Annotated in this window: 23 protein-coding genes; 11 read left to right on the plus strand and 12 right to left on the minus strand. The window is 72.3% G+C overall.

The window, feature by feature from the left end; genetic code table 11:
* The first annotated feature begins 37 nt into the window (after positions 1-37).
* On the plus strand, positions 38-1,102 hold the full coding sequence (locus IE142_RS04930) for an aldo/keto reductase (protein WP_191884572.1): 1,065 nt from the start codon (positions 38-40) through the stop codon (positions 1,100-1,102).
* Here IE142_RS04930 and IE142_RS04935 read toward each other — a convergent pair.
* On the minus strand, positions 1,086-1,892 hold the full coding sequence (locus IE142_RS04935) for an SDR family oxidoreductase (protein ID WP_191884573.1): 807 nt from the start codon (positions 1,890-1,892) through the stop codon (positions 1,086-1,088). The genes IE142_RS04930 and IE142_RS04935 overlap by 17 nt on opposite strands.
* 141 nt (positions 1,893-2,033) lie before the next feature.
* Positions 2,034-3,074 carry an NAD(P)-dependent alcohol dehydrogenase gene (locus tag IE142_RS04940; RefSeq protein WP_191884574.1) on the minus strand — a complete coding sequence of 347 codons (1,041 nt, stop codon included), beginning with the start codon at positions 3,072-3,074 and terminating at the stop codon, positions 2,034-2,036.
* Positions 3,075-3,242: 168 nt separating this feature from the next.
* Here IE142_RS04940 and IE142_RS04945 point away from each other — a divergent pair, with 168 nt between their 5' ends.
* Positions 3,243-4,136 carry a helix-turn-helix domain-containing protein gene (locus tag IE142_RS04945; RefSeq protein ID WP_191884575.1) on the plus strand — a complete coding sequence of 298 codons (894 nt, stop codon included), beginning with the start codon at positions 3,243-3,245 and terminating at the stop codon, positions 4,134-4,136.
* A 177-nt stretch (positions 4,137-4,313) separates the two neighbouring features.
* Here IE142_RS04945 and IE142_RS04950 read toward each other — a convergent pair whose 3' ends face one another.
* Both IE142_RS04950 and IE142_RS04955 read right to left on the minus strand, forming a co-directional pair.
* On the minus strand, positions 4,314-5,558 hold the full coding sequence (locus IE142_RS04950; protein WP_191884576.1) for a L,D-transpeptidase: 1,245 nt from the start codon (positions 5,556-5,558) through the stop codon (positions 4,314-4,316).
* A gap of 241 nt (positions 5,559-5,799) precedes the next feature.
* A complete protein-coding gene (locus tag IE142_RS04955) occupies positions 5,800-6,153 on the minus strand; it encodes a hypothetical protein (protein ID WP_043380583.1) in 354 nt (117 codons plus the stop codon).
* Positions 6,154-6,262: 109 nt separating this feature from the next.
* Here IE142_RS04955 and IE142_RS04960 point away from each other — a divergent pair, with 109 nt between their 5' ends.
* Entirely contained in the window at positions 6,263-6,580 is a 318-nt protein-coding gene (locus IE142_RS04960) for a hypothetical protein (protein WP_191884577.1), read from the plus strand.
* Between the two features lie 91 nt (positions 6,581-6,671).
* Here the strand turns inward: IE142_RS04960 and hutH are convergent, their stop codons facing one another.
* The 3 genes from hutH to IE142_RS04975 all read right to left on the minus strand — a co-directional run bounded on the left by hutH (position 6,672) and on the right by IE142_RS04975 (position 10,328).
* Positions 6,672-8,210, minus strand: a complete 1,539-nt coding sequence (gene hutH / locus IE142_RS04965) for a histidine ammonia-lyase (protein WP_191885038.1) — start codon at positions 8,208-8,210, stop codon at positions 6,672-6,674.
* Between the two features lie 93 nt (positions 8,211-8,303).
* On the minus strand, positions 8,304-9,452 hold the full coding sequence (locus tag IE142_RS04970) for a GGDEF domain-containing protein (RefSeq protein ID WP_191884578.1): 1,149 nt from the start codon (positions 9,450-9,452) through the stop codon (positions 8,304-8,306).
* A 75-nt stretch (positions 9,453-9,527) separates the two neighbouring features.
* Entirely contained in the window at positions 9,528-10,328 is an 801-nt protein-coding gene (locus IE142_RS04975) for an enoyl-CoA hydratase/isomerase family protein (protein WP_191884579.1), read from the minus strand.
* A gap of 224 nt (positions 10,329-10,552) precedes the next feature.
* Here IE142_RS04975 and IE142_RS04980 point away from each other — a divergent pair, with 224 nt between their 5' ends.
* A complete protein-coding gene (locus tag IE142_RS04980) occupies positions 10,553-11,239 on the plus strand; it encodes a hypothetical protein (protein WP_229830163.1) in 687 nt (228 codons plus the stop codon).
* A 106-nt stretch (positions 11,240-11,345) separates the two neighbouring features.
* On the opposite strand, the gene IE142_RS04985 is transcribed toward IE142_RS04980, so the two are convergent.
* Together IE142_RS04985 and IE142_RS04990 are read right to left on the minus strand one after the other, a co-directional pair.
* Positions 11,346-12,488 carry an adenylate/guanylate cyclase domain-containing protein gene (locus IE142_RS04985; protein WP_191884580.1) on the minus strand — a complete coding sequence of 381 codons (1,143 nt, stop codon included), beginning with the start codon at positions 12,486-12,488 and terminating at the stop codon, positions 11,346-11,348.
* 114 nt (positions 12,489-12,602) lie between these two features.
* Positions 12,603-13,472: a biotin--[acetyl-CoA-carboxylase] ligase gene (locus IE142_RS04990; RefSeq protein ID WP_191884581.1), complete on the minus strand. Its 870-nt coding sequence runs from the start codon at positions 13,470-13,472 to the stop codon at positions 12,603-12,605.
* A gap of 114 nt (positions 13,473-13,586) precedes the next feature.
* Here IE142_RS04990 and IE142_RS04995 point away from each other — a divergent pair, with 114 nt between their 5' ends.
* From IE142_RS04995 to IE142_RS05005, 4 genes are all read left to right on the plus strand, one after another.
* On the plus strand, positions 13,587-15,179 hold the full coding sequence (locus IE142_RS04995) for an acyl-CoA carboxylase subunit beta (protein ID WP_191884582.1): 1,593 nt from the start codon (positions 13,587-13,589) through the stop codon (positions 15,177-15,179).
* A 9-nt stretch (positions 15,180-15,188) separates the two neighbouring features.
* The gene (locus IE142_RS05000; RefSeq protein WP_043380602.1) at positions 15,189-15,395 is read left to right on the plus strand and encodes an acyl-CoA carboxylase epsilon subunit; all 207 of its coding nucleotides are present in this window, start codon (positions 15,189-15,191) and stop codon (positions 15,393-15,395) included.
* A gap of 112 nt (positions 15,396-15,507) precedes the next feature.
* Positions 15,508-15,636 (plus strand): morphogenic membrane protein MmpB, encoded by a 129-nt coding sequence (gene mmpB / locus IE142_RS37310; RefSeq protein ID WP_268252948.1) that lies wholly within the window; start codon positions 15,508-15,510, stop codon positions 15,634-15,636.
* Positions 15,637-15,668: 32 nt separating this feature from the next.
* On the plus strand, positions 15,669-16,289 hold the full coding sequence (locus tag IE142_RS05005; RefSeq protein ID WP_043380604.1) for a nucleoside triphosphate pyrophosphatase: 621 nt from the start codon (positions 15,669-15,671) through the stop codon (positions 16,287-16,289).
* On the opposite strand, the gene IE142_RS05010 is transcribed toward IE142_RS05005, so the two are convergent.
* Complete coding sequence (locus tag IE142_RS05010) at positions 16,258-16,737, minus strand: hypothetical protein (RefSeq protein WP_191884583.1); 480 nt, start codon at positions 16,735-16,737, stop codon at positions 16,258-16,260. The genes IE142_RS05005 and IE142_RS05010 overlap by 32 nt on opposite strands.
* A gap of 373 nt (positions 16,738-17,110) precedes the next feature.
* On the opposite strand from IE142_RS05010, the gene IE142_RS05015 reads away from it, so the two are divergent.
* Positions 17,111-18,883 carry an acetyl/propionyl/methylcrotonyl-CoA carboxylase subunit alpha gene (locus tag IE142_RS05015; protein WP_191884584.1) on the plus strand — a complete coding sequence of 591 codons (1,773 nt, stop codon included), beginning with the start codon at positions 17,111-17,113 and terminating at the stop codon, positions 18,881-18,883.
* A gap of 102 nt (positions 18,884-18,985) precedes the next feature.
* On the opposite strand, the gene IE142_RS05020 is transcribed toward IE142_RS05015, so the two are convergent.
* Together IE142_RS05020 and IE142_RS05025 are read right to left on the minus strand one after the other, a co-directional pair.
* The gene (locus tag IE142_RS05020; protein WP_229830167.1) at positions 18,986-19,927 is read right to left on the minus strand and encodes a DeoR/GlpR family DNA-binding transcription regulator; all 942 of its coding nucleotides are present in this window, start codon (positions 19,925-19,927) and stop codon (positions 18,986-18,988) included.
* A gap of 215 nt (positions 19,928-20,142) precedes the next feature.
* Positions 20,143-21,591, minus strand: coding sequence for an NAD(P)H-quinone dehydrogenase (locus IE142_RS05025; RefSeq protein WP_191884586.1), 1,449 nt, complete (start codon positions 21,589-21,591; stop codon positions 20,143-20,145).
* Positions 21,592-21,662: 71 nt separating this feature from the next.
* Between IE142_RS05025 and IE142_RS05030 the strand changes: the two genes are divergently transcribed.
* Both IE142_RS05030 and IE142_RS05035 read left to right on the plus strand, forming a co-directional pair.
* Entirely contained in the window at positions 21,663-22,100 is a 438-nt protein-coding gene (locus tag IE142_RS05030; protein WP_043380616.1) for a gamma-glutamylcyclotransferase family protein, read from the plus strand.
* 93 nt (positions 22,101-22,193) lie between these two features.
* Positions 22,194-23,018 carry a purine-nucleoside phosphorylase gene (locus IE142_RS05035; protein WP_043383339.1) on the plus strand — a complete coding sequence of 275 codons (825 nt, stop codon included), beginning with the start codon at positions 22,194-22,196 and terminating at the stop codon, positions 23,016-23,018.
* Positions 23,019-23,357: the final 339 nt, after the last annotated feature.

A 23,357-nucleotide genomic window follows, 5' to 3' on the forward strand; every position in this document is an offset into this window, starting at 1 on the left:
GCGCACCGCTCCCTTCCCTCGACGGAGGAACACGATCATGCAGTACCGCACCTTGGGCCGCACCGGTGTCCAGGTCAGCTCCCTCGCGCTCGGGGCCATGAACTTCGGCGCCATCGGACGCACCACCCAGGACGAGGCCACCGCCATCGTCGACGCCGCCCTGGAGGCCGGGGTCAACGTCATCGACACCGCCGACATGTACGGCCGGGGCGAGTCGGAGGAGATGGTCGGCAAGGCCGTCGCCGGTCGCCGCGACGACATCGTGCTGGCGACCAAAGCGGTCATGCCCATGGGCGAGGACCGCAACCACCGGGGCGCCTCGCGCCGCTGGCTGGTCACCGCGCTGGACAACAGCCTGCGCCGCCTCGGCGTCGATCACGTCGACCTCTACCAGATCCACCGGTGGGACCCGCAGACCGGCGACGAGGAGACCCTGTCGGCGCTGACCGACCTTCAGCGCGCGGGAAAGATCCGCTATTTCGGCTCCTCCACCTTCCCCGCGTACCGCATCGTGCAGGCCCAGTGGGCCGCCCGCGAGCATCGCCTGAGCCGCTACGTCACCGAGCAGCCCAGTTACTCCGCCCTCCAGCGCGGGATCGAGGGCGACGTGCTGCCCGTGAGCGAGGAGTACGGGCTCGGGGTGCTGGTGTGGAGCCCACTGGCGTCGGGTTGGCTGTCGGGCGCGGTGCGGGCGGGCAGGGAGATCACCACCCATCGGTCGGCGGTCATGCCGGAGCGTTTCGACACCTCGCTGCCCGCCAACCGGGCCCGGCTCGACGCCGTCGAGCGGCTGGCCCGGGTCGCCGACGAGGCCGGCCTGACGCTGATCCAGCTGGCGCTCGGCTTCGTGACCGCCCACCCCGCCGTGACCGCCGCCCTCATCGGCCCCCGCACCCTGGACCACCTGCGCGCGCAGCTCGCCGCCGCCGACACCGTGCTCCCCGACGACGTGCTGGACGCGATCGACGAGATCGTCGCGCCCGGCACCGACCTGGCGGCGCACGAGAAGTTCGACACCCCGCCCGCGCTGCTCGACCCGGCGTTGCGGCGCCGTCGGGCCCCGGTCCCGGCCGGGCCCGCGGGGCTCACGGGCGGGCGGTAGCCGCCGCCTGTCCGGCCCGCTCGGCCAGGAACTGCTCCCACGTCCGCCGGCCCACCTGCGCGCCGTCCAACGTGAGGTTGGCGCCCGCGCGGTAGGCGCGGCCCGCCTTGCCGGGGATACGGACCGGCAGGTGGGGGCGCCGGCGCCTGCCGTGCAGGGTCAGGTAGGGGCGGACCAGGGCGGCCAGGTCGTGGGCCTCGGGGCCGGTCAGGTCGGGGACCCGGCCGGACGGGGCCGCGAGGGCCAGTTCGGCCAGGCGGGCGGCGACCTCGCGGGAGTCGACGGGCTGGAGGCGCAGGCCGCCGGGGACGGGGAGGAACGGCAGCTTGGTCATCTTCTCGATCATCGCCAGGGTCAGCTCGTGGAACTGGGCCGCCCTCAGCACCGTCCAGCCGATGCCCGAGCCGGCGATGGCCCGCTCCGACTCCAGCTTGGTGCGCAGCCAGGCCAGCGGGACGCCGTCCGCGCCGACGACCGAGATGTACACGATGTGCCGTACTCCCGCGCCGGCGGCGGCGCTCACCAGGGCGCGGGTCGCCTTGTCGTCGCCCTTGGGGCCGCCCGCCAGGTGCAGGACGGTGTGCACGCCGGCGACGGCGGCCTCGACGCCCTCACCGGTGAGAAGGTCGCCGGTGACGTAGGTGATGCCGTCCGCGTCGGGGCGGGGGCGTCGGGTGAGGATCCGTACCTCGTGGCCGGCCGCCCTCAGCAGCGGGACGACGTGGCTGCCCAGGGTGCCCGTGCCGCCGGTGACCAGGAGGGGGGTGGTGGGGGTCGAGGGGTGCGTCATGACTGCTCCCGGGGTCATGGCGCCCGGGGGAGCGGGTACTGATCCGCCCCGCCCGGACGTCCGCCGTGTGTGTCCGTGGCGGTATGACCCGGGGCGGGGCGGGTGTGTGACAGGAAGGGAGAAAAAATCCTACCGGTCGGGTCAGATCGTCGCGGTGTCGATCACGAAGCGGTACCGCACGTCGCTCGCCAGGACCCGCTCGTACGCCTCGTTGATCTCCGACGCGGCGATCAGCTCGATCTCGGCGCCGATGCCGTGCGCGGCGCAGAAGTCCAGCATCTCCTGGGTCTCGGCGATGCCGCCGATCATGGAGCCGGCGAGGGTCTTGTTACCGCCGATGAGCGAGAACAGGTTCAGGGCGACCGGCTCCTCGGGGGCGCCGACGTTCACCAGGGCACCGCCGGTCTTGAGCAGGCCGAGGTAGGAGCCGAAGTCCAGCGGCGCGGAGACCGTGGAGAGGATCACGTCGAAGGTGCCCGCGAGCTCCTGGAAGGTCTGCTCGTCGCTGGTCGCGTAGTAGTGGTCGGCGCCCATCTTCAGGCCGTCGTCCTTCTTGCGCAGCGACTGCGACAGCACGGTGACCTCGGCGCCCATCGCGTGGGCGATCTTGACGCCCATGTGGCCGAGGCCGCCCAGACCGATCACGGCGACCTTCTTGCCCGGGCCGACGCCCCAGTGCTTGAGCGGGGAGTACGTGGTGATGCCCGCGCACAGCAGCGGCGCGGCCACGTCGAGCGGCAGCCCGTCGGGGATGCGGACGGTGAAGGCCTCGGCCACGACGACCTTCTGCGAGTAGCCGCCGTAGGTGGGCTCACCGTCGTAGCCGACGGCGTTGTACGTGCCGACGCTGCCCTTGAGGCAGTGCTGCTCCATGCCGGCCTTGCAGTTCTCGCACTCGCGGCAGGAGTCGACGAGACAGCCGACGCCGACGCGGTCGCCGACCTTGAACTCGGTGACGCCGGAGCCGACGGCCTCGACGACACCGGCGATCTCGTGCCCGGGGACCATCGGGAAGATGGCCTCGCCCCAGCCCTCGCGGGCCTGGTGGATGTCGGAGTGGCAGATGCCGGCGAACTTGATGTCGATCAGGACGTCGTACTCGCCCACCTCGCGCCGCTCGATGGTGGTGCGCTCCAGCGGGGCCTTGGCGGCGGGTGCTGCGTACGCGGCGACAGTGGTCATGCCGGGTCTCCGGGATTCTCTTGGCATTGACTGGGTGATGCCTCCACCCTGCCTGCGGCCTGCGGTTTCGCCCAGACCACGCCTTTGCGTACGACCGGTGTGCGTACCACTGGCGGGGACAGGCTCCTGTGCGTACGACCGGGAATACGTCCGGCGATACTGGGACACATGGATGGACAGCTGGACCGGCGTGCCGAACTGAGCGAGTTCCTGCGCACCCGCAGGGCCCGCCTGAAGCCGGAGGACGTGGGGCTGCCGTCCTTCGGGCGGCACCGCCGGGTGCCGGGGCTGCGGCGGGAGGAGCTGGCGCAGCTGGCCGGGGTGTCGGTGGCGTACTACACGCGCCTGGAGCAGGGCAACGGGCGGAACGTGTCGGCTGAGGTCCTGGACGCGATCGCCCGCGCGCTCAGGCTGTCCGACGCCGAGCAGGCGCACCTGACGCACCTGGCGAAGCCGAAGCAGCAGCGCAGGCGCGCCACGGGGTCGCGGGCACAGCAGCCGGTGCGGGTGGCGCTGCACCAGTTGCTGGAGTCGATCGACACGGTCCCGGCGTACGTCTCGGGCCGGCGCTCGGAGATCCTCGCCTGGAACCGGATGGCGGCGGCCCTCTTCGGCGACTGGGGCAGGCTGCCCGCCGAGGAGCGGAACTGGGCGCGGCTGGTGTTCCTGAACCCGGACTACCGCGAGCTGTTCGTGGACTGGGACCAGAAGGCGTACGACATGGTCAGCTTCCTGCGGATGGACGCGGGCCGGCACCCGGACGATCCGCGGCTGTCCGCGCTGGTGGGCGAGCTGTCCGTGAAGAGCGAGGAGTTCCGGCGGCTGTGGGCCACGCACGACGTCAAGGAGAAGAGCCACGGCGTCAAGCGGATGCGGCACCCGCTGGTCGGTGAACTGACCCTGTCCTTCGAGACGTTCCGCCTGGTCGACGACGACGAGCAGGCGTTCGTGACGTACCACGCCGAGCCGGGCTCGCCGTCGGCGGAGGCGCTGCGGCTGCTGGCGAGCTGGGGGACGGACGCGGCGTCCGCGCTGCCCGCGTCGTCCCCGCCGCAGCCCTGAGGCGGCGGGTCCGGCACCGGCCGGGCGCGGACGGGAAGCCGGGCGAACGGCGGGCGCCCGCCGCCCCGTTGCGCGGGGTGGCGGGCGCCTGTGCGAAGTCCTGACTGAACTGAGCGGAAGTGCTGCCCGAGCGGAGACCCTCCCGGGAAGTACTGCCGTACCGCCGGTATTTCGGCGTCAGACCGCCGAACCCGCCTTCCACTGGGCCCAGTCCATGTTCCAGCCGTTGAGGCCGTTGTCCGGGGCGATGGTCTTGTCGCCGGTGTTCTGGACGACGACCACGTCACCGATCATGGAGTTGTCGTAGAACCAGGCGCCCGGCGTGTTCGGGTCGTCGGCGCCCTGGGCGTCGGCCAGGCCGACGCAGCCGTGGCTGGTGTTGGCCTTGCCGAAGATGCCCTTGCCCCAGTAGTTACCGTGGATGAAGGTGCCGGAGGTGCTCAGGCGCATGGCGTGGGGCACGTCCTTGATGTCGTACTCGCCCTTGCCGTCGTCGTCGGTGAAGCCCACCGTCGAGCCGTCCATCCGGGTCTCCTTGTACTTCTCGGAGATCACCATCTGGCCTTCGTAGGTCTTGTTCTCGGGGGAGCCGGCGGAGATCGGGATGGTCTTGACCGTCTTGCCGTCCTGCGTGACCTTCATCTGCTTGGTCTTCGCGTCGACGTAGGAGATCTGGTTGCGGCCGATCTTGAAGGTGACCGTCTTCTGCTGGACGCCGTAGACGCCCTCGGCGCCCTCGACCCCGTCGAGCGCCAGCTTGAGGGTGACGGTCGAGCCCTCTTGCCAGTAGTCCTGGGGGCGGCAGTCCATGCGCTGGGTGCTGAACCAGTGGCAGGCGACCTCCTGGCCGCTGCTGGTGTTGACCGTGATGCCCTTCTGGACGGCGGCCTTGTCGGTGATCTGCTTGTCGAAGTTGATCGACACGGGCATGCCCACGCCGACGGTGGTGCCGTCGTCCGGGGTGAAGGTGCCGATGAAGCTGTTCTTCGGGGAGACCGTGGTGAACGACGCGTTCTCGTGGGCGGCGCGGCCGTCGGAGTCCTGCGCGGTCGCCGTGATCTGGTACTTGGTGGCCCGCTCCAGCTGACCGGAGGGCTTCCAGCTGGTCTTGTCGGCGGATATCTGGCCCTCGACCACCGTGCCGTCGGTGGCGGTCATCTTGACCTCGGTGAGCGTGCCCTTGCTCACGGTGACGGCGGCGGAGTTGTTGATGGAGGCGTTGTCGGAGCCGTCCCCGGGCGTGATCTTGATCTCGGCCTGGGACGACTTCTTCGCCGCGGCCTCGTCGGCCTCGGCCTGCGAGGTCCTGCCGTCCCCGCCGGAGGTGTCGGCGTCGCTACTGGAACATGCCGAGAGCACCAGCACACCGCCGAGCAGTGCGGACGCGGCCACCAGGCCCTTGCGCCGCTTACCGTCCGTCATCACACGCTTCTCCATCGTCGCCGATTCCCGTGACCCCGAGATTCCCCGTCAAGAACTTTCAACGCTACGACCGGCTCGTCCCGTTCCACATCGCTACCCGGTGTGGGGCATACCACGTTTCCGCTCGGACGGGGTGACGCGCGGCGGTACGGAGGCGGTACGTGCGGTCCGTGCACCCCGTGAGACGACGAAACCCCGGACGGCGGTTGCCGCCCGGGGCCAGGTATTTCCCCACACTGCGTCAGCCGACCGTCATTTCATCGTCTTCCGGGTCGCTCTCGTCACCATCATCCTCGTCGAGGTCCCATTCGGGCGAGTCGGGGTCGTAGTCGGTCTGCTCACTGCTCCAGGACGCCTGCTGGAGCTCCACCCCGGGCACCTCGCCCACCAGGTCGAACGGGTCGACGAGGTAGGCCAGGGCCTCCGCGGTGTCGTCCGTCACAGCCCGCTCGGCGTGGGCCCGCTCGGCGTCGGACAGGTCGGCGTCGTCGGCGAGTGCCTGCAGCGCGGCCCCGGTGACGGCCTGTTCGTCGTCGACCTCGAGGACGAGGTCGACGCGAACCCGCACAAAACGCGATGTCTCTGGAGTGCTCATGCCCGGAGCGTAAGGCCGACCGCTCCCGTGGCTTTCCTGTGACCCGCGACTTTCACTAACATCTGCCCACACGGCCAATTCGCCAGCGCCACAAGGGGATCGATATTCCGTGTCATCCGCTCGCCGTCCGTTGCTGACCGCCGCCACCGCGGGTGGTCTGCTGTGCGCCCTGTGGTTCGTCCCGTCCGCGAACGCGACCCCGGACACACCGGTGCTCGAGTCCGCCGCCGCGAGCCCGTCCCCGCAGGTCACCGCACAGGCCAGAGCCGCGTCCACGGACACGACGACCACCGGTGAGGACACCGCCCGCCTGGCCGACACCGGAAGCTTCGACAGCACGCCGTACGTCGTCGGCGGCACCCTGTGCCTCGGACTCGGCGTCGGCTTCGTCGGGTACTCGGTGCGCCGGGAACGCCTCGATTTCTGAGAACACTTGACGTTGTTTCCGCGTTCTCGGAGAAGTGAGGCGCGGAGGGCTCCGGTCATCCCGCCGGCCCCTCCGCGCCGCGCTCGTCGGGTCAGCGCAGCGGCCCGGTGACCGTCTCCGCCGCCGCGACCAGACGCCCGTGGCGCACGAACACTTCGGCCGCGGCGAGGTCGGGCGCCAGGTAGCGGTCCGGGCCGGGGCCCTCCACGCCTGCCGCCCGTACGGCGTCGATGACGGCCCGGGAGGCCGGGGCCGGGGTCAGGCCCTCGCGGAGCTGGATGGCGCGCGTGGCGGCGTACAGCTCGACGGCGATCACGCGGGTGAGGTTGTCGACGGCGGTGCGCAGCTTCCGCGCCGCCGACCAGCCCATGGACACGTGGTCCTCCTGCATCGCGGAGGACGGGATGGAGTCCGCCGACGCCGGTACGGCCAGCCGCTTCAACTCGCTGACCAGGGCGGCCTGCGTGTACTGGGCGATCATCAGGCCGGAGTCGACGCCGGCGTCGTCCGCGAGGAACGGCGGCAGACCGTGGCTGCGGTTCTTGTCCAGCAGCCGGTCGGTACGCCGCTCGGCGATGGAGCCGAGGTCGGCGACGGCGACGGCGAGGAAGTCCAGGACGTAGGCGACCGGAGCGCCGTGGAAGTTGCCGTTGGACTCCACGCGTCCGTCGGGGAGGACGACCGGGTTGTCCACGGCCGCCGCCAGCTCCCGCTCGGCGACCAGGCCGGCGTGGGCCATGGTGTCGCGTCCGGCGCCGGCGACCTGCGGGGCGCAGCGCACGGAGTAGGCGTCCTGGACGCGGGGGGCGTCGTCCTGGTGGTGGCCGGTGAGACGCGAGCCCTTGAGCACGGCGGCCATGTTGGCGGCGCTGGCGGCCTGCCCGGGGTGCGGGCGGATGGCGTGCAGTTCGGGCACGAGCACCTTGTCGGTGCCGAGCAGGGCCTCCATGGTCAGCGCGGCGGTGATGTCGGCGCTCTTGTAGAGGGTGTCGAGGTCGGCGAGGGCCATGACCAGCATGCCGAGCATGCCGTCGGTGCCGTTGAGGAGGGCGAGGCCCTCCTTCTCGCGCAGTTCGACCGGGGCGATCCCGTGCTCGGCGAGCAGTTCACCGGCGGGCCGTACGGTGCCGTCGGGGCCCTCGGCGTCCCCCTCGCCCATGAGGGTGAGGGCGCAGTGCGAGAGCGGGGCGAGGTCGCCGGAGCAGCCGAGGGAGCCGTATTCGTGCACGACCGGGGTGATCCCGGCGTTGAGCACGTCGGCCATGGTCTGCGCGACCTCGGGTCGGACTCCGGTGTGCCCCGAGCAGACGGTCTTCAGCCGCAGGAACATCAGCGCGCGGACCACCTCGCGCTCGACGCGCGGGCCCATGCCGGCGGCGTGCGAGCGGACGATGTTGCGCTGGAGCCGCGCCCGCAGGTCGGGGCTGATGTGCCGGGTCGCCAGGGCGCCGAAGCCGGTGCTGACGCCGTACACGGGGTCCGGCTTGGCGGCCAGCGCGTCCACGATCTCGCGGGCCGCGGCGAGGGCCGCCACCGCCTCCTCGGAAAGCTCGATCCGGGCGCCGGCGCGCGCCACGGCGAGGACGTCGGACGCGGTGACCCCGGACGTCCCCACCACCACAGTGTGCATATCCATATTCAGGAGCGTACGCAGTGAATTCGATGATGTCACGAGGGGGTACGTCACGGATGCGTGCGACCTGCGCCCCTTACCGGCGCCGAGTCACGGCGAGTGCCGACCGCGGAACCGCCTGCGCTCCCCGTCCTCCTCCCGGGACGGCTCGTCCGCCAGCCGCACGACGGGGTCGTCGGGCCCCTCGCGCCCCGCGACGACCGGCCCGGCCGCCCGTTCCGCCTTGGCGCGGTACTGGGCGGCGTCCGCGAGCCGGAACAGCCGGCGGGCGGAGCGCACCGGACCCACGGGATCCTCCGTGGACGCGACCCCGCAGGCCACACCGTCGCCGAGCTCCAGCTCGGCCGCCCGCCGGCACAGCTCCTCGGCGGCCTTCGCCACCGCGTCGGCGGGCGGCCCCACCGCGAGCAGGCAGAACTCGTCCCCGCCGAGCCGCGCCGCGAGCGCCCCCGGCAGCATCGCCCCGCACAGGGACAGCACCGAACCGAAACGTTCCAGCAGCCGGTCGCCGACGGCATGCCCGTGTGTGTCGTTGACCCGTTTCAAGCCGTTCAGATCGCAGACGACGAGACTGACGACGACGTGTTCCGCGCGGTGCCGCTCGACCGCCTCGTCCAGCGCGGCGTCGACGGCGCGGCGGTTGGCCAGCCCGGTGAGCGCGTCCGTGTAGGCGAGGCGCCGGACCTCCTCCAGCCGCTCGGTCTGCGCGATCCCGGCGGCGACCACCGAGGCCAGCACGGTGGCGAAGTCGGCGTCCGCCCGCTCGAAGACCCGCTCCCCCACCGGGCGGGCCACGTACAGCTCCCCCCAGGCGCGGCCGTGCAGCACGATCGGCGCGACCACGCAGCAGCCGCGCCCCCGGCGGCGCAGAGCGGCGACACGCTGGTGGACGTACCCGGGGCGTCCGGCGGCGGGACCCTCGGCCGTCTCGACCCAGGCGTCGGGCTCACCGCCGCCGGCCCAGCGCTCGTGCAGGAACTCGGTGATCTCCGCGAACTGGTGCACCGGGTAGGACTCGTCCTCGGGGAACTCCTCCTCGCCCTCGGCCAGCTCGCCCACGTTCACCAGGACCCTGAGCCGGCCCAGCTCGCGCTCCCACACCGACAGCGCCGCGAAGCTGCCGCCCAGCGCCAGGCACCCGCCGAGGGCCGCCGCCCGCCACGCCTCGCGCGTGCTCTGCGCGGCGGCCATACCCTGCGCCAACGCCACCACGGCCGTGAGCCGCCTGTCCTCACCCATCACTCCAGGCTAGGGAGATATAGGGAGAAACGGGATTCATACAGGGCGAACGGGGGCGCCCACCACGCGACGGCCTCACTCCCCCGGCCAGCGCGGCGCCCGCTTCTCGTTGAACGCCGCGACGCCCTCCGCCCGGTCACCGGAGAATGCCACCGACCGCCAGGCCGCGTCCTCGACCTCGAGGCCGGCCCGCAGGTCCAGCCCGTGTCCGAGCCGCAGCGCCCGCTTGGCCGCCCGCAGCCCCACGGGAGAGTTCGCGGCCATCCGGGAGGCCAGCTCCAGCGCCTCCTCCCGGTCCCGCCCCTCGGCCACGAGCTGGTCCACGAGCCCCAGCTCCCGCGCCTCGGCGGCCTCCACCCGCCGCGCCGTGAACACCAGCTCGGCGGCGCGCGCAGCCCCCACCCGGCGCGGCAGCAGCTGCGTGCCCCCGCCACCGGGGATCACGCCGACGGACACCTCGGGCAGCCCCACCACCGCCGTGGGGTCGGCCACGATCACGTCGCAGGACAGCGCCAGCTCGAAGCCGCCGCCCAGCGCGAACCCGTGTACGGCAGCCACCGTCGGCACCGCCAGCTCCAGCACCGCGGTGTACGCGCCCCGCGTCACCGGCCGCTGCCGCAGCAGGTCGGCGTCGGAGAAGGAGTTGCGCTCCTTGAGGTCGGCGCCGACGCAGAACGCCCGCTCGTGGGTGGAGGTCAGCACCACGACCCGTACGCTCGGGTCGTCGTCCAGGGCCGCGCACGCCGCGCCGATGGACCGGGCCATGGCGGTCGACACGGCGTTCATGGCCTTCGGCCGGTCGAGCGCGAGCTCCGCGACATGCCCGTCCCCGTGCCGCCGCACCAGGACGAACTCTCCGAACCGCTCCTCGCTCATGACACCCTCCGGTTAACGCGGGTTAACAACTCGACGGCCCGATCATCGCAGGCGGACCCGCTCGGCGAAAGGCCGGGCACGCCCGCTCCCCCGCATCGCCCCGACACCACCCCGCCCACCCGTTCGAGTGACATTCGGCCGACCGCCGCACCCCGGCCGCCATCGGCACGTAGCGTCGCTCCGTCACGGCGCAGGGGGGCGCGTGTGCGCACCGGGGAGGGCCCATGACGACGACCGGTACGACCGGTACGACCACGTTCGGTACGGCGCCGAAGCCGCGGCACCCGTGGGGCCACCGCGGGCGGCACCGCCGGCCCCGCCCCCGCACGGCGCTGCTGACCACCGGCGGCCTCGCTCTCGCGGCCGGCGCACTGAGCCTCGTACGCCTGCTGCCCGGCACCGGCGGCACGGACGCGGGCGGGGTCCGCGCGGACGCCGGGCCACGCCTGGAGACGGGCGCGGTGCGGGACACCGCGACGGACGGGGCCTCGGCGCCTGCCGCGACGAGCACCGCCGGTTCACCGGAGGCGAGTCCGTCGGCGACCTCGGCGCTGGGCGGTCTGGGCGGATCTCCGGGGCCGCGCCTGTCCGCCGAGGGCTCCTCGGGCGCGCTCCGGCCCTCCTCGACAGCGGCCCCGGGGTCCCCGGACCGGCACGGCCAGAACCCGGACGCCACGAGGCCGGACGCCCGGACTCCGGCCAAGCGCACTGCGCAGTCACCGCGGCCGCCGGAGCCGTCCCCCGGCACCGGTGCTCCCCCCGCCGCCGGTGCTCCCGCACCACGCCCCACATCACCACCGAGTCGCAGTACGCCCCCACCGGCCCCCGCACCGGCCCCGGAACCCGATGACCCGGGCCTGTGCGTGCCGATCATCGGCCTCTGCGTGGGCCTGCTCGACGACGCCGGCTGACGCGGTCCGTGCCGCCCCCGGGCAGGACGGTCCGGCACGGGACGGCCCGGTACACAGCGGCCCGGCGCGCAGCGTCCGGCTCGGGGGAAACCCTGGACAGGAGCCCTCAGGACTTTCCGCCGTCCCCCCGCCGCGTGAGCAGCCACGGCTCGACCACGCCGAGACCGCGCACCGGCCGCTGCCACATCGGCTGGAGCGCGAAGCGGTACGCCGGCGGCTCCTCGCCCTCCTTCTCGGCCGTGGCGGCTTCCTCGGCCGCCGCCGCCTCCGAGGCGGGGGCGTCCCGGGTCCGGACCAGCTCCTCGGCGAGGGCGGAGTCGACGAGTACGGCGTCGCGGGGGGCTATCGACGTGAGCCGCGAGGCGAGGTTGACGGTCGTGCCGAAGACGTCGCCCATCCGGGTGGTCACAGTGCCGAAGGCGATGCCGACGCGCAGTTCCGGCATGGTCTCGTCGTTCGCCATCGTCTCGACGAGGAGCAGCGCGATCTCGGCGGCGGTGCCGGCGTCGTCGGCGGCGTAGAGCACCTCGTCGCCGAGGGTCTTGATCAGGCGCCCGCCGCGCGCGGCGACCAGGTCGGCGGCGGTGGTCTCGAAGGCTTCGACCAGCTCGCCGAGCTCCTCCTCCTCCATCCGGCGGGTCAGCCGCGTGAAGCCGACCAGGTCCGCGAAGCCGACGGCGAGCCGCCGGTCGACCATCTCCTCGTCGTCCCCGGCCTGCACGACCCGGCCGGCCGACGCGGCGAGCTGGCGCCGCCAGACGTAGACCAGGAACTCCTGCAGCTCGGGCAGGAGCAGCTCGACGATCGGGTACGTCACCTCGGTGCGTGTCATCCCGGGCTCGGGCGGCTCGGTCAGCCCCTCCAGGAAGGAGTCGATCTGCCACTCCGCCAACCGGGCGGTGGTCTGCCCGGTGGACCGCGCCACCTGCACCGCCATCGCCTCGCTGAGCAGCCCCGCCTCCACCAGGCCGGCGAGCCGCCGCAGGGCGAGGACGTCCGCCTCGGTGAGCGCCTTGGCCTGGCCTATGTCGGCGAAGCCCATGGCCCGCCAGAAACGGGAGGCCAGCTCCATGGAGACGCCCGCGCTGCGGGCGGCCTGGAAGGGGGTGTAGCGGCGCTCGGCGCCCAGGATGAGCCCTTCCAGGCGCAGTGCGAGCGGGTCCTCGCCGGAGTCGGCGGAGTCCGGGCCGGGCTCGGGGTCCACCCGGCCGTCCCCGTCCGCGCCGGAGCCCGTGTCGTCGACGGTCACGCCTGCTGCCCTTCCGATCTGCCGCGGTCAGGTTCGACCGGCCCCAACTTTACGTCAGGTGTGCCCCAGCTCACTCCCGCTCGGCCCGCACACCACGTCTGCCCGGGGCCGCCCTCACGCCAACCGCAAGTGCACGATGTCCCCCGCTCCCACCGGCTCCTGCACGCCCGCCGCCGTGGCCAGCACCAGCCGCCCGTCCCCGTCCACGGCGACCGCCTCACCCACCAGCGACCGGTCGCCCGGGAGCTCCGCCCGCACCATCCGCCCGAGCGTCGCGCACCCGGCGGCGTAGGTCTCCTGGAGTCCGCTGGCCGCCGGGTCGCCCTCGGCCGCCCGCCACCGCCCGTACCAGTCCTCCAGGGAGCGCAGCACGCCCCGCAGCAGCGGGTCCCGGTCGGTGTTCACGGCTCCGGCCAGCGCCAGCGACCCGGCCCGGGGGACCGGCAGCTCGTCGGCCCGGAGGCTGACGTTGACGCCGACGCCGATGACGACCCCGTCGTCGCCGGCCCGCTCGGCGAGGATGCCGCCCGCCTTGCGCTCCTCGTCTCCGACGGTGACGAGGAGGTCGTTGGGCCATTTCAGGGCCGTGTCCACGCCCGCGACGCGGGACAGCCCGGTCGCCACCGCGACGCCGGTGAGCAGCGGCAGCCAGCCCCAGCGCGGCACGGGCACCTCGGCGGGCCGCAGCAGTACCGAGAAGAAGAGACCGGAGCGCGGCGGCGCCGACCACTGCCGGTCCAGCCGCCCCCGCGCGGCGGTCTGCTCCTCGGCGACCAGCACGGAACCCTCATCCGCCTCGCCCGCGGCGGCACGGGCCACGAGGTCGGTGTTGGTGGACCCGGTGCGCTGCACCACGTCCACCCGCCGCCACAGCCCGCCCTCCCGCACGAGCCCCCGGCGCAGGGCCGTGGTGCCGAGGGGCGGCCGGCTCAGGTCGGACCACCGGTTGTTGCTGGGGGAGCCAGAGGCATCTGGGGGCGTCATGCAACCCACCCTAGGTGTGGGAAACACCGCACTGCCGATCGGAAGACCCCCTACTACTCTACGAACGAGTAACCGTCCCCCCCCTTTTTTGAGCAGGCAGGGAGCCGCATCCCGATGTCCGAGCCGGAAGAGCAGCAGCCCGACATCCACACGACCGCGGGCAAGCTCGCGGACCTGAGGCGCCGTATCGAGGAAGCGACGCACGCCGGTTCGGAACGCGCCGTGGAAAAGCAGCACGCCAAGGGCAAGCTGACGGCCCGTGAGCGCATCGGCCTCCTCCTCGACGAGGGCTCCTTCGTCGAGCTCGACGAGTTCGCCCGGCACCGCTCCACCAACTTCGGCCTCGACGCCAACCGCCCTTACGGCGACGGCGTCGTCACCGGCTACGGCACCGTGGACGGCCGCCCGGTCGCCGTCTTCTCCCAGGACTTCACCGTCTTCGGCGGCGCCCTCGGCGAGGTCTACGGCCAGAAGATCGTCAAGGTGATGGACTTCGCGCTGAAGACCGGCTGCCCGGTCATCGGGATCAACGACTCCGGCGGCGCCCGCATCCAGGAGGGCGTGGCCTCCCTGGGGGCGTACGGCGAGATCTTCCGCCGCAACACCCACGCCTCCGGCGTGATCCCGCAGATCAGCCTGGTCGTCGGCCCGTGCGCGGGCGGCGCGGTCTACTCGCCCGCGATCACCGACTTCACGGTGATGGTCGACCGGACAAGCCACATGTTCATCACCGGCCCCGACGTCATCAAGACGGTCACCGGCGAGGACGTCGGCTTCGAGGAGCTGGGCGGCGCCCGCACCCACAACTCCACGTCGGGCGTGGCCCACCACATGGCCGGCGACGAGAAGGACGCCATCGAGTACGTCAAGCAGCTGCTGTCGTACCTGCCGTCCAACAACCTCTCCGAGCCCCCGGCCTTCCCGGAGGAGGCGGACCTCGAGGTCACGGACGAGGACCGCGAGCTGGACACGATCGTCCCCGACTCGGCGAACCAGCCGTACGACATGCACGCCGTGATCGAGCACGTCCTCGACGACGCCGAGTTCTTCGAGACGCAGCCGCTGTTCGCGCCGAACATCGTCACCGGCTTCGGCCGGGTCGAGGGCCGCCCGGTCGGCATCGTCGCCAACCAGCCGATGCAGTTCGCCGGGTGCCTGGACATCACGGCCTCCGAGAAGGCGGCTCGCTTCGTGCGCACCTGCGACGCCTTCAATGTGCCCGTACTGACCTTCGTGGACGTCCCCGGCTTCCTGCCGGGCGTCGACCAGGAGCACGACGGCATCATCCGCCGGGGCGCCAAGCTGATCTACGCCTACGCCGAGGCCACCGTCCCGCTCATCACGGTCATCACCCGCAAGGCCTTCGGCGGCGCCTACGACGTCATGGGCTCCAAGCACCTGGGCGCCGACCTCAACCTGGCCTGGCCCACCGCCCAGATCGCCGTCATGGGCGCCCAGGGCGCCGTCAACATCCTGCACCGCCGCGCCATCGCCGACGCGGGTGACGACGCCGAGGCCACCCGCGCCCGCCTGATGCAGGAGTACGAGGACGCCCTCCTCAACCCCTACGTCGCGGCCGAACGCGGCTACGTCGACGCGGTGATCATGCCGTCCGACACCCGCCGCCACATCGTCCGCGGCCTGCGTCAGCTGCGCACCAAGCGGGAATCCCTTCCCCCGAAGAAGCACGGCAACATCCCCCTGTAAGGAGCCGCTGTGATCAAGGTCGTACGGGGCAACCCCACCCCGGAGGAGCTGGCCGCCGCCCTGGCGGTGGTCCGCGCCCGCGCCGCGACGGCGGCCGCCGAGCCGTCCGGCGCCGAGGGCCCGCGCGACGCGTGGTCCGACCCGTCCCGCATCGCGGCGGCCCACCTGCCCCCGCCGGGCCCGGCGTCGTGGGGCCGCACTTACTGGCCGAGCTGAGGCGAACGCCCTCAGGGGCGCGGGAAACCGCGCACGGAGGGACAACGGGGGGGCGCCCATCTGAGTACCGCTACTCAGGCGCCCCCTGCCGCCGAAGCCCCACGCTGGTGGCATGCTGTGGTCCGACCCCGAGAACGAGCCGCCCGAGGAACTGCGCGACATGCAGGTCATGCTGCGGCGGCTGAGCGTTTTCCTGGCGACGGCCATGGTCCTCGCGATGATCGTGATCGGCCTGAGATGAGCCGCCCCCGCACCGGTGGCTAACCTGACCGCATGACCGCTCAGCGCCGCAGGCGACTCGTCCTCGCCTCCCAGTCCCCGGCCCGGCTCGGCCTGCTCCGGCAGGCCGGCCTCGTCCCCGAAGTACTCGTCAGCGGCGTCGACGAGGACGCCGTCACCGCGCCCACGCCGGCCGAGCTGGCCCTGGCCCTCGCCGAGGCGAAGGCCTCCGTCGTGGCGGCCAAGCCCGAGGTGCACGGCGCCCTGGTGATCGGTTGCGACTCGGTGCTCGACCTCGACGGGCAGGCCCTCGGCAAGCCGGCGGACGCCGAGGAGGCCACCGCCCGCTGGAAGGCGATGCGCGGGCGGGCGGGCACGCTGCAGACCGGCCACTGCGTCTGGGACACCGCCTCCGGCCGCCACGTCGCGGCCACCGCATCCACCGTCGTCCACTTCGGCGAGCCGACCGACGAGGAGATCGCCGCCTACGTGGCCTCCGGCGAGCCCCTGTTCGTCGCCGGGGCCTTCACCCTGGACGGCCGTTCGGCCCCCTTCATCGACGGCATCGAGGGCGACCACGGGAACGTGATCGGCCTCAGCCTGCCCCTGCTCCGGCGGCTGCTGGCCGAGCTGGGGGTCGGCATCACGGAGTTGTGGGCGCCGGCGGAGGGCTGACCGGGGAGCCGTCGCCGGGGGTGCCGTCGTCGGGCCGGACGGCGGCGGCCTCCTCACGGGCGTCGTAGGTCATCAGCAGGAGCACGACGAGGCCGAGGACGAGGACCATGGCCAGGAAAGCGTGCCACCCGACCAGGCCCCAGGAGAACGCGCCGAGCAGCCCGTGCACCACGGCCGCGCTGATCAGCAGGATCCGGCCGAGGCCCGCGGGCGCCCGGTCGCGCACCGCCACCAGCAGGGCGACCAGCCCGCACAGCGCGAAGTAGAGCCCGAAGACGACCCCGCCGATCTTCGAGGACACGGACATCATGTCCGGGTCGAGACCGGCCAGGGACATGTCCTGCCGGTCGACGACGACCGCGAGGAACCAGTTGAGCGCCGCGACACCGACCGCCTCCGCGAAGAGCAGGACCGCCACGGTCCACGCCACCGGCCTGCGCACTGTCACGGTCCCCACCCACTTTCGACCGCTGCCGCGCACGGCAGCTGTTACCCCAGGTACGTTCGAGACGTCCAGAACGCTACTCATGGGTAAACCTGGGGACAAGGGGTCTGCGGCGGGCAAAGATTCATTGGGCCATTCGTAGGGACTCCACAAAGAAACGGAGTGGCCCGCAGCACCCTCTTACAGAGACCTTGCCCACACCGGGAGGCTAGGGTTTCCCCGAGGAGTCCTGCGTATCGCGGTACGACGAGGACTTTCGCGGGTCGAGCGGGCCTCGAATCACGCTCCGTGTGGGCAAGCTCACCATTGGGGACGGGTCGAAGTGCCGTGTCGGCAGTCCCTAAACTCGGCTTGTTTCAAGGAGGGAGCCTCAATCGTGCGCAAGGTGCTCATCGCCAACCGTGGCGAAATCGCTGTCCGCGTGGCCCGGGCCTGCCGGGACGCCGGGATCGCGAGCGTGGCCGTCTACGCGGACCCGGACCGGGACGCTCTGCATGTCCGCGTCGCTGATGAGGCGTTCGCCCTGGGTGGTGACACCCCCGCCGCCAGCTACCTGGACATCTCCAAGGTCCTCAAGGCCGCGCGGGAGTCCGGTGCGGACGCCGTCCACCCCGGCTACGGGTTCCTCTCGGAGAACGCCGAGTTCGCGCAGGCGGTGCTGGACGCGGGTCTGATCTGGATCGGCCCGCCGCCGCAGGCCATCCGTGACCTGGGTGACAAGGTCGCGGCCAGGCACATCGCCCAGCGGGCCGGTGCCCCGCTGGTCGCGGGCACCCCGGACCCGGTCTCGGGTTCGGAGGAGGTCGTGGCGTTCGCGAAGGAACACGGCCTGCCGATCGCGATCAAGGCGGCCTTCGGCGGCGGCGGACGCGGCCTCAAGGTCGCCCGCACCCTCGAAGAGGTCCCCGAGCTGTACGACTCCGCCGTGCGCGAGGCGGTGGCCGCGTTCGGGCGCGGGGAGTGCTTCGTCGAGCGCTACCTCGACAAGCCCCGGCACGTGGAGACGCAGTGCCTGGCCGACCAGCACGGCAACGTGGTCGTCGTCTCCACCCGTGACTGCTCGCTCCAGCGCCGCCACCAGAAGCTGGTGGAGGAGGCCCCGGCGCCGTTCCTGTCCCAGGAGCAGTTGGCCGAGCTGTACGCGTCGTCGAAGGCGATCCTGAAGGAGGCCGGATACGTCGGCGCCGGCACGGTGGAGTTCCTGGTCGGCGCGGACGGCACGATCTCCTTCCTGGAGGTCAACACCCGCCTCCAGGTCGAGCACCCGGTCACCGAGGAAGTCGCCGGCATCGACCTGGTGCGCGAGATGTTCCGCATCGCCGACGGCGAGAAGCTCGGCTACGACGACCCGGTCCTGCGTGGCCACTCCTTCGAGTTCCGCATCAACGGCGAGGACCCGGGCCGCAACTTCCTCCCGGCCCCCGGCACGGTGACCACGTTCGCCCCGCCGACCGGCCCGGGCGTCCGCCTGGACGCCGGCGTCGAGTCCGGCAGCGTCATCGGCCCGGCCTGGGACTCCCTGCTCGCGAAGCTCATCGTCACCGGCCGCACCCGCAAGGAGGCCCTGCAGCGCGCCGCCCGCGCCCTGGAGGAGTTCACCGTGGAGGGCATGGCCACCGCCATCCCCTTCCACCGCGCGGTCGTCACCGACCCGGCCTTCGCGCCCGAGCTGACCGGTTCCTCCGACCCGTTCACGGTCCACACCCGCTGGATCGAGACGGAGTTCGTCAACGAGATCAAGCCGTTCTCCGCCCCCGCCGACGCGGAGGCGGACGAGGACGCGGGCCGCGAGACCGTGGTCGTCGAGGTCGGCGGCAAGCGCCTGGAGGTCTCCCTCCCGTCCTCGCTCGGCATGTCCCTGGCCCGCACCGGCCTGGCGGCCGGCGCCAAGCCCAAGCGCCGCGCGGCGAAGAAGTCCGGCCCCGCGGCCTCCGGCGACACCCTCGCCTCGCCCATGCAGGGCACCATCGTCAAGATCGCCGTGGAAGAGGGCCAGGAGGTCCAGGAGGGCGACCTGATCGTCGTCCTGGAGGCCATGAAGATGGAACAGCCCATCAACGCCCACAAGGCCGGCACCATCAAGGGCCTCGGCGCCGAGGTCGGCGCTTCCGTCACCTCGGGTGCCGCGATCTGCGAGATCAAGGACTGACCACCCGCACCACACGACGACGGGGCGCCCGGCGGACACCGACCACTCGGTCCGCCGGGCGCCCCGTCATCGCTGCCGGGGACGCGGCGAACCGTCGGCGGCTCAGCGTCGGCGCAGATCCGCGACGCGTGCCCGTTCCGCACCGGCGTTCTGATCGCTCATGGCCGCGGCCGACCGCAACCCCGCGGCGGCGCCCGGGACCTGACGCCGTGGCCCCGGAAGCGGCACGTCCCGGCGCTGCTGACGCGCCGGGACGGATTCACCCCCGGAGGCCCCCGAGGACCCCGTCGCACCTCCGGACGCCCCCGCCACGGCGATCTGCACGCCCTGGTCCGCCAGGGCCTGCAGCTCGGTGGCGCAGCGGTCGTCGTGGGCGGGCGGTTCGTCGGTTACCAGGCGGGTGATCACGTCCGTCGGCACGGTCTGGAACATGGTGTCCGTACCCAGCTTGGAGTGGTCGGCGAGCACCACCACCTCGGCGGCCGCCTGCACCAGTGCGCGGTCGACGGAGGCCGAGAGCATGTTGGACGTGGACAGTCCCCGCTCCGCCGTCAGGCCGCTCCCGGACAGGAAGGCCTTGGACACCCGCAGCCCCTGGAGGGACTGCTCGGCACCCGATCCGACCAGGGCGTAGTTGGACCCCCGGAGTGTGCCTCCGGTCATCACGACCTCGACCCGGTTGGCGTGGGCGAGGGCCTGGGCCACCAGCAGCGAGTTGGTGACGACGGTCAGCCCGGGCACCCGCGCGAGCCGGCGCGCCAGCTCCTGCGTCGTGGTCCCCGCCCCCACCACGATGGCCTCGCCCTCTTCGACGAAGCCCGCGGCGAGGTCGGCGACGGCCGTCTTCTCGGCGGTCGCGAGATGTGACTTCTGCGGAAAGCCGGATTCCCGCGTGAACCCGCCCGGCAATACCGCACCGCCGTGCCGGCGGTCGAGGAGTCCTTCTGCCTCCAGTGCGCGCACGTCCCGCCGTACGGTCACTTCGGAGGTCTGGACGACGCGGGCGAGCTCACGGAGCGACACGGCTCCGTTCGCTCGCACCATTTCGAGGATCAATTGGCGACGTTCTGCAGCGAACACGAAACTGACAGTAACCCCAACGACCGTCTGCTTTCAGCAGTATGCGCCGAATAACAGAAGTTGTTCGCACAGCAGAGGCGGAAGTGGTATACACGCCTACTCCGGCCGCCTATGCCGCCCGCAATGGCCACAACTCCCCGTCACCGACGGGAGTTCGGTTCATGCCGCGACGGCGGGCGCTAGCCTTCCCCGCCGGCCTTGCGCGTGTGCAGCTGCCGCGCCACCTCCGCGATCGACCCCGAAAGGGACGGGTACACGGTGAAGGCGTTCGCGATCTGTTCGACCGTCAGGTTGTTGTCGACCGCGATCGAGATGGGATGGATGAGTTCCGAGGCGCGCGGCGCCACGACCACACCTCCCACGACGATCTCGGTACCGGGCCGGCAGAAGATCTTGACGAAACCGTCCCGGATGCCCTGCATCTTGGCGCGCGGGTTGCGCAGCAGCGGCAGCTTCACCACACGGGCGTCGATCTTGCCGGCGTCGACGTCGGCCTGCGAGTACCCGACGGTGGCGATCTCGGGATCGGTGAAGACGTTGGCGGAGACGGTCTTCAGGTTCAGCGGCGTGACCGCGTCCCCGAGGAAGTGGTACATCGCGATCCGCCCCTGCATGGCGGCCACCGAGGCGAGGGCGAAGACGCCGGTGACGTCACCGGCGGCGTACACGCCGGGGGCCGAGGTCCGCGACACCCGGTCGGTGCGGATGTGCCCGGAGTCCTTGAGCTTGACCCCGGCCTCCTCCAGCCCCATCCCCTCGGTGTTGGGAATGGCGCCGACGGCCATCAGGCAGTGCGACCCGGTGATGACCCGCCCGTCGGCGAGCGTCACCTCCACCCGGTCGCCCACCCGCTTGGCGGACTGGGCCCGGGACCGCGACATGACGTTCATCCCGCGCCGCCGGAACACGTCCTCCAGTACGGCGGCGGCGTCGGGGTCCTCACCGGGCAGCACCCGGTCCCGCGACGACACGAGCGTGACCCGCGAGCCGAGCGCCTGGTAGGCACCGGCGAACTCGGCTCCGGTCACACCGGACCCGACCACGATCAGCTCTTCCGGCAGCTCGTCCAGGTCGTAGACCTGGGTCCAGTTCAGGATGCGCTCACCGTCGGGCCGCGCGTCCGGCAGCTCGCGAGGGTGACCGCCGGTCGCGATCAGCACCGCGTCAGCGATCAGCGTCTCCTCGCTCCCGTCGGCGGCCCGCACCACGACCTTCCGCGACCCGTCGAGGGCCTGCATGCCCTCCAGTCGCCCGCGCCCGCGCACCACCCGCGCACCGGCGCGTGTCACGGAGGCGGTGATGTCGTGCGACTGAGCGAGCGCGAGCCGCTTCACACGCCGATTGACCTTGCCCAGATCGACTCCGACCACCCGGGCGGCCTGCTCCATGGGCGGGGTGTCGTCGGCGACGATGATCCCCAGCTCCTCGTAGGACGAGTCAAAGGTGGTCATCACCTCAGCCGTGGCGATGAGGGTCTTGGACGGCACGCAGTCGGTCAGCACCGACGCCCCGCCCAGACCGTCGCAGTCGACGACGGTCACCTCCGCGCCGAGCTGAGCGGCCACCAGCGCCGCTTCGTATCCGCCGGGTCCGCCACCAATGATCACGATCCGAGTCACGTACTCCATTCTCCCGCACCCTTCAACGCGGGGCCGCCCGGGGGCGCCGTCGTTACAAGAACGGCGCGTACCCTCTCCCCATGTCGCTCTACGCCGCGTACGCCGGCAACCTCGACGCGCGGTTGATGACCCGCCGCGCCCCGCACTCGCCACTGCGCGCGACCGGCTGGCTGAACGGGTGGCGGCTGACCTTCGGGGGCGAGCACATGGGCTGGGAGGGCGCGCTGGCGACCCTCGTGGAGGACCCGATCTCCCAGGTCTTCGTGTCCCTGTACGACATCGCCCCGATGGACGAGGACTCCCTCGACCGCTGGGAGGGCGTGGGCCTGGACGTCTACCGCCGCACCCGCGTACGCGTACACACCCTGGACGGCGAGGAGAAGGCGTGGACGTACGTCCTGAACGCCTACGAGGGCGGTCTGCCCTCCGCCCGCTACCTGGGCGAGGTGGCGGACGCCGCCGAATCGGCCGGCGCGCCCCACGACTACGTCATGGAGCTGCGCAAACGCCCCTGTTGAACGACCTCTCGTCGAAAACGACAAACCAACGATCCGAATCCCGTGACCTCCTTCATCTACGCGCGTAGGCGTAAACCGGCTACCCTCTTCGGCGTGAACGCATCTCTTCTTCCGGACGACATCCAGGGCGACCCCTACGCCGCCGCCGACGCCGCCGCCGCCCGCCTGCGCGAACTCACCGGCGCCGAGACCCACGACGTCGCCCTCGTGATGGGCTCCGGCTGGGCACCGGCCGTGGACGCTCTGGGCGCCCCCGAGGCCGAGTTCCAGGTCACCGACCTGCCGGGCTTCCCCAAGCCCGCGGTGGAGGGGCACGGCGGCAAGATCCGCTCGTACGCCCTCGGCGACAAGCGCGCGCTGGTCTTCCTGGGCCGCACCCACTACTACGAGGGCCATGGCGTGGCCGCCGTCTCCCACGGCGTCCGCACGGCGGTCGCCGCCGGCGCCAAGACGGTGGTCCTGACCAACGGCTGCGGCGGCCTGCGCGAGGGCATGCGCCCCGGCCAGCCGGTCCTGATCAGCGACCACATCAACCTCACCGCCACCTCCCCCATCGTCGGCGCGAACTTCGTCGACCTCACCGACCTGTACTCCCCGCGCCTGCGGGCGCTGTGCAAGGAGGTCGACCCCACGCTGGAGGAAGGCGTCTACGCCCAGTTCCCCGGCCCGCACTACGAGACGCCGGCCGAGATCCGCATGGCCCGCGTGATCGGGGCCGACCTGGTGGGCATGTCGACGGTCCTGGAGGCGATCGCGGCCCGCGAGGCCGGCGCGGAGGTCCTGGGCATCTCGCTGGTGACCAATCTCGCGGCGGGCATGACGGGGGAGCCGCTGAACCACGAGGAGGTCCTGCAGGCGGGCCGCGACTCCGCCGCGCGGATGGGGGCGCTGCTGACGCAGGTGCTGGGACGCCTGTAACCGGCCTTCTCTGCTGCGGCGTCCACACTCGACGTCCCTGCGGGGGCCGCGCCCGGCGCCTCATCCGCACCCGGGGTGGGTGTGGGCGCGGGGTGGGTGCGCAGCCCGGCATTGCGGGGTGCCGCTGCGCCCACCCTCCCCCACTCTCGGCTTCGCTCGAGCGGGGGGACCCCCATCGCCCCAGCGGCACGACTGCCCGCAGCTACGTGAGTAGGGCGGCACCCACCGGCCCGCGGGCGCGCGGAATGGCGCGGAGGGACCGGCGGTTGCGCGCCACCCTCGGGCGGAAAGTCGCGTACGGCGGGAAGGGGACGTGTCGGGGAGTGTCCGCCCGCAGCG

Origin of the sequence: Streptomyces mutabilis, assembly GCF_014649815.1 — a bacterium.
GTDB classification, from domain to species: Bacteria; Actinomycetota; Actinomycetes; order Streptomycetales; family Streptomycetaceae; genus Streptomyces; species Streptomyces mutabilis.

Excerpts from the sequence above, each read along its gene's own strand:
- IE142_RS05025 (WP_191884586.1), bottom strand. The coding sequence starts at position 21,591 with ATGGAGTACGTGACTCGGATCGTGATCATTGGTGGCGGACCCGGCGGA.
- IE142_RS05030 (WP_043380616.1), top strand. The coding sequence starts at position 21,663 with ATGTCGCTCTACGCCGCGTACGCCGGCAACCTCGACGCGCGGTTGATG.
- IE142_RS04940 (WP_191884574.1), bottom strand. The coding sequence starts at position 3,074 with ATGACCACTGTCGCCGCGTACGCAGCACCCGCCGCCAAGGCCCCGCTG.
- mmpB (WP_268252948.1), top strand. The coding sequence starts at position 15,508 with ATGCTGTGGTCCGACCCCGAGAACGAGCCGCCCGAGGAACTGCGCGAC.
- IE142_RS04950 (WP_191884576.1), bottom strand. The coding sequence starts at position 5,558 with ATGACGGACGGTAAGCGGCGCAAGGGCCTGGTGGCCGCGTCCGCACTG.
- IE142_RS04945 (WP_191884575.1), top strand. The coding sequence starts at position 3,243 with ATGGATGGACAGCTGGACCGGCGTGCCGAACTGAGCGAGTTCCTGCGC.
- IE142_RS04930 (WP_191884572.1), top strand. The coding sequence starts at position 38 with ATGCAGTACCGCACCTTGGGCCGCACCGGTGTCCAGGTCAGCTCCCTC.
- IE142_RS05020 (WP_229830167.1), bottom strand. The coding sequence starts at position 19,927 with ATGGTGCGAGCGAACGGAGCCGTGTCGCTCCGTGAGCTCGCCCGCGTC.
- IE142_RS04970 (WP_191884578.1), bottom strand. The coding sequence starts at position 9,452 with ATGGGTGAGGACAGGCGGCTCACGGCCGTGGTGGCGTTGGCGCAGGGT.
- hutH (WP_191885038.1), bottom strand. The coding sequence starts at position 8,210 with ATGCACACTGTGGTGGTGGGGACGTCCGGGGTCACCGCGTCCGACGTC.
- IE142_RS04990 (WP_191884581.1), bottom strand. The coding sequence starts at position 13,472 with ATGACGCCCCCAGATGCCTCTGGCTCCCCCAGCAACAACCGGTGGTCC.
- IE142_RS04995 (WP_191884582.1), top strand. The coding sequence starts at position 13,587 with ATGTCCGAGCCGGAAGAGCAGCAGCCCGACATCCACACGACCGCGGGC.
- IE142_RS04935 (WP_191884573.1), bottom strand. The coding sequence starts at position 1,892 with ATGACGCACCCCTCGACCCCCACCACCCCCCTCCTGGTCACCGGCGGC.
- IE142_RS04980 (WP_229830163.1), top strand. The coding sequence starts at position 10,553 with ATGACGACGACCGGTACGACCGGTACGACCACGTTCGGTACGGCGCCG.
- IE142_RS04955 (WP_043380583.1), bottom strand. The coding sequence starts at position 6,153 with ATGAGCACTCCAGAGACATCGCGTTTTGTGCGGGTTCGCGTCGACCTC.
- IE142_RS05005 (WP_043380604.1), top strand. The coding sequence starts at position 15,669 with ATGACCGCTCAGCGCCGCAGGCGACTCGTCCTCGCCTCCCAGTCCCCG.
- IE142_RS04975 (WP_191884579.1), bottom strand. The coding sequence starts at position 10,328 with ATGAGCGAGGAGCGGTTCGGAGAGTTCGTCCTGGTGCGGCGGCACGGG.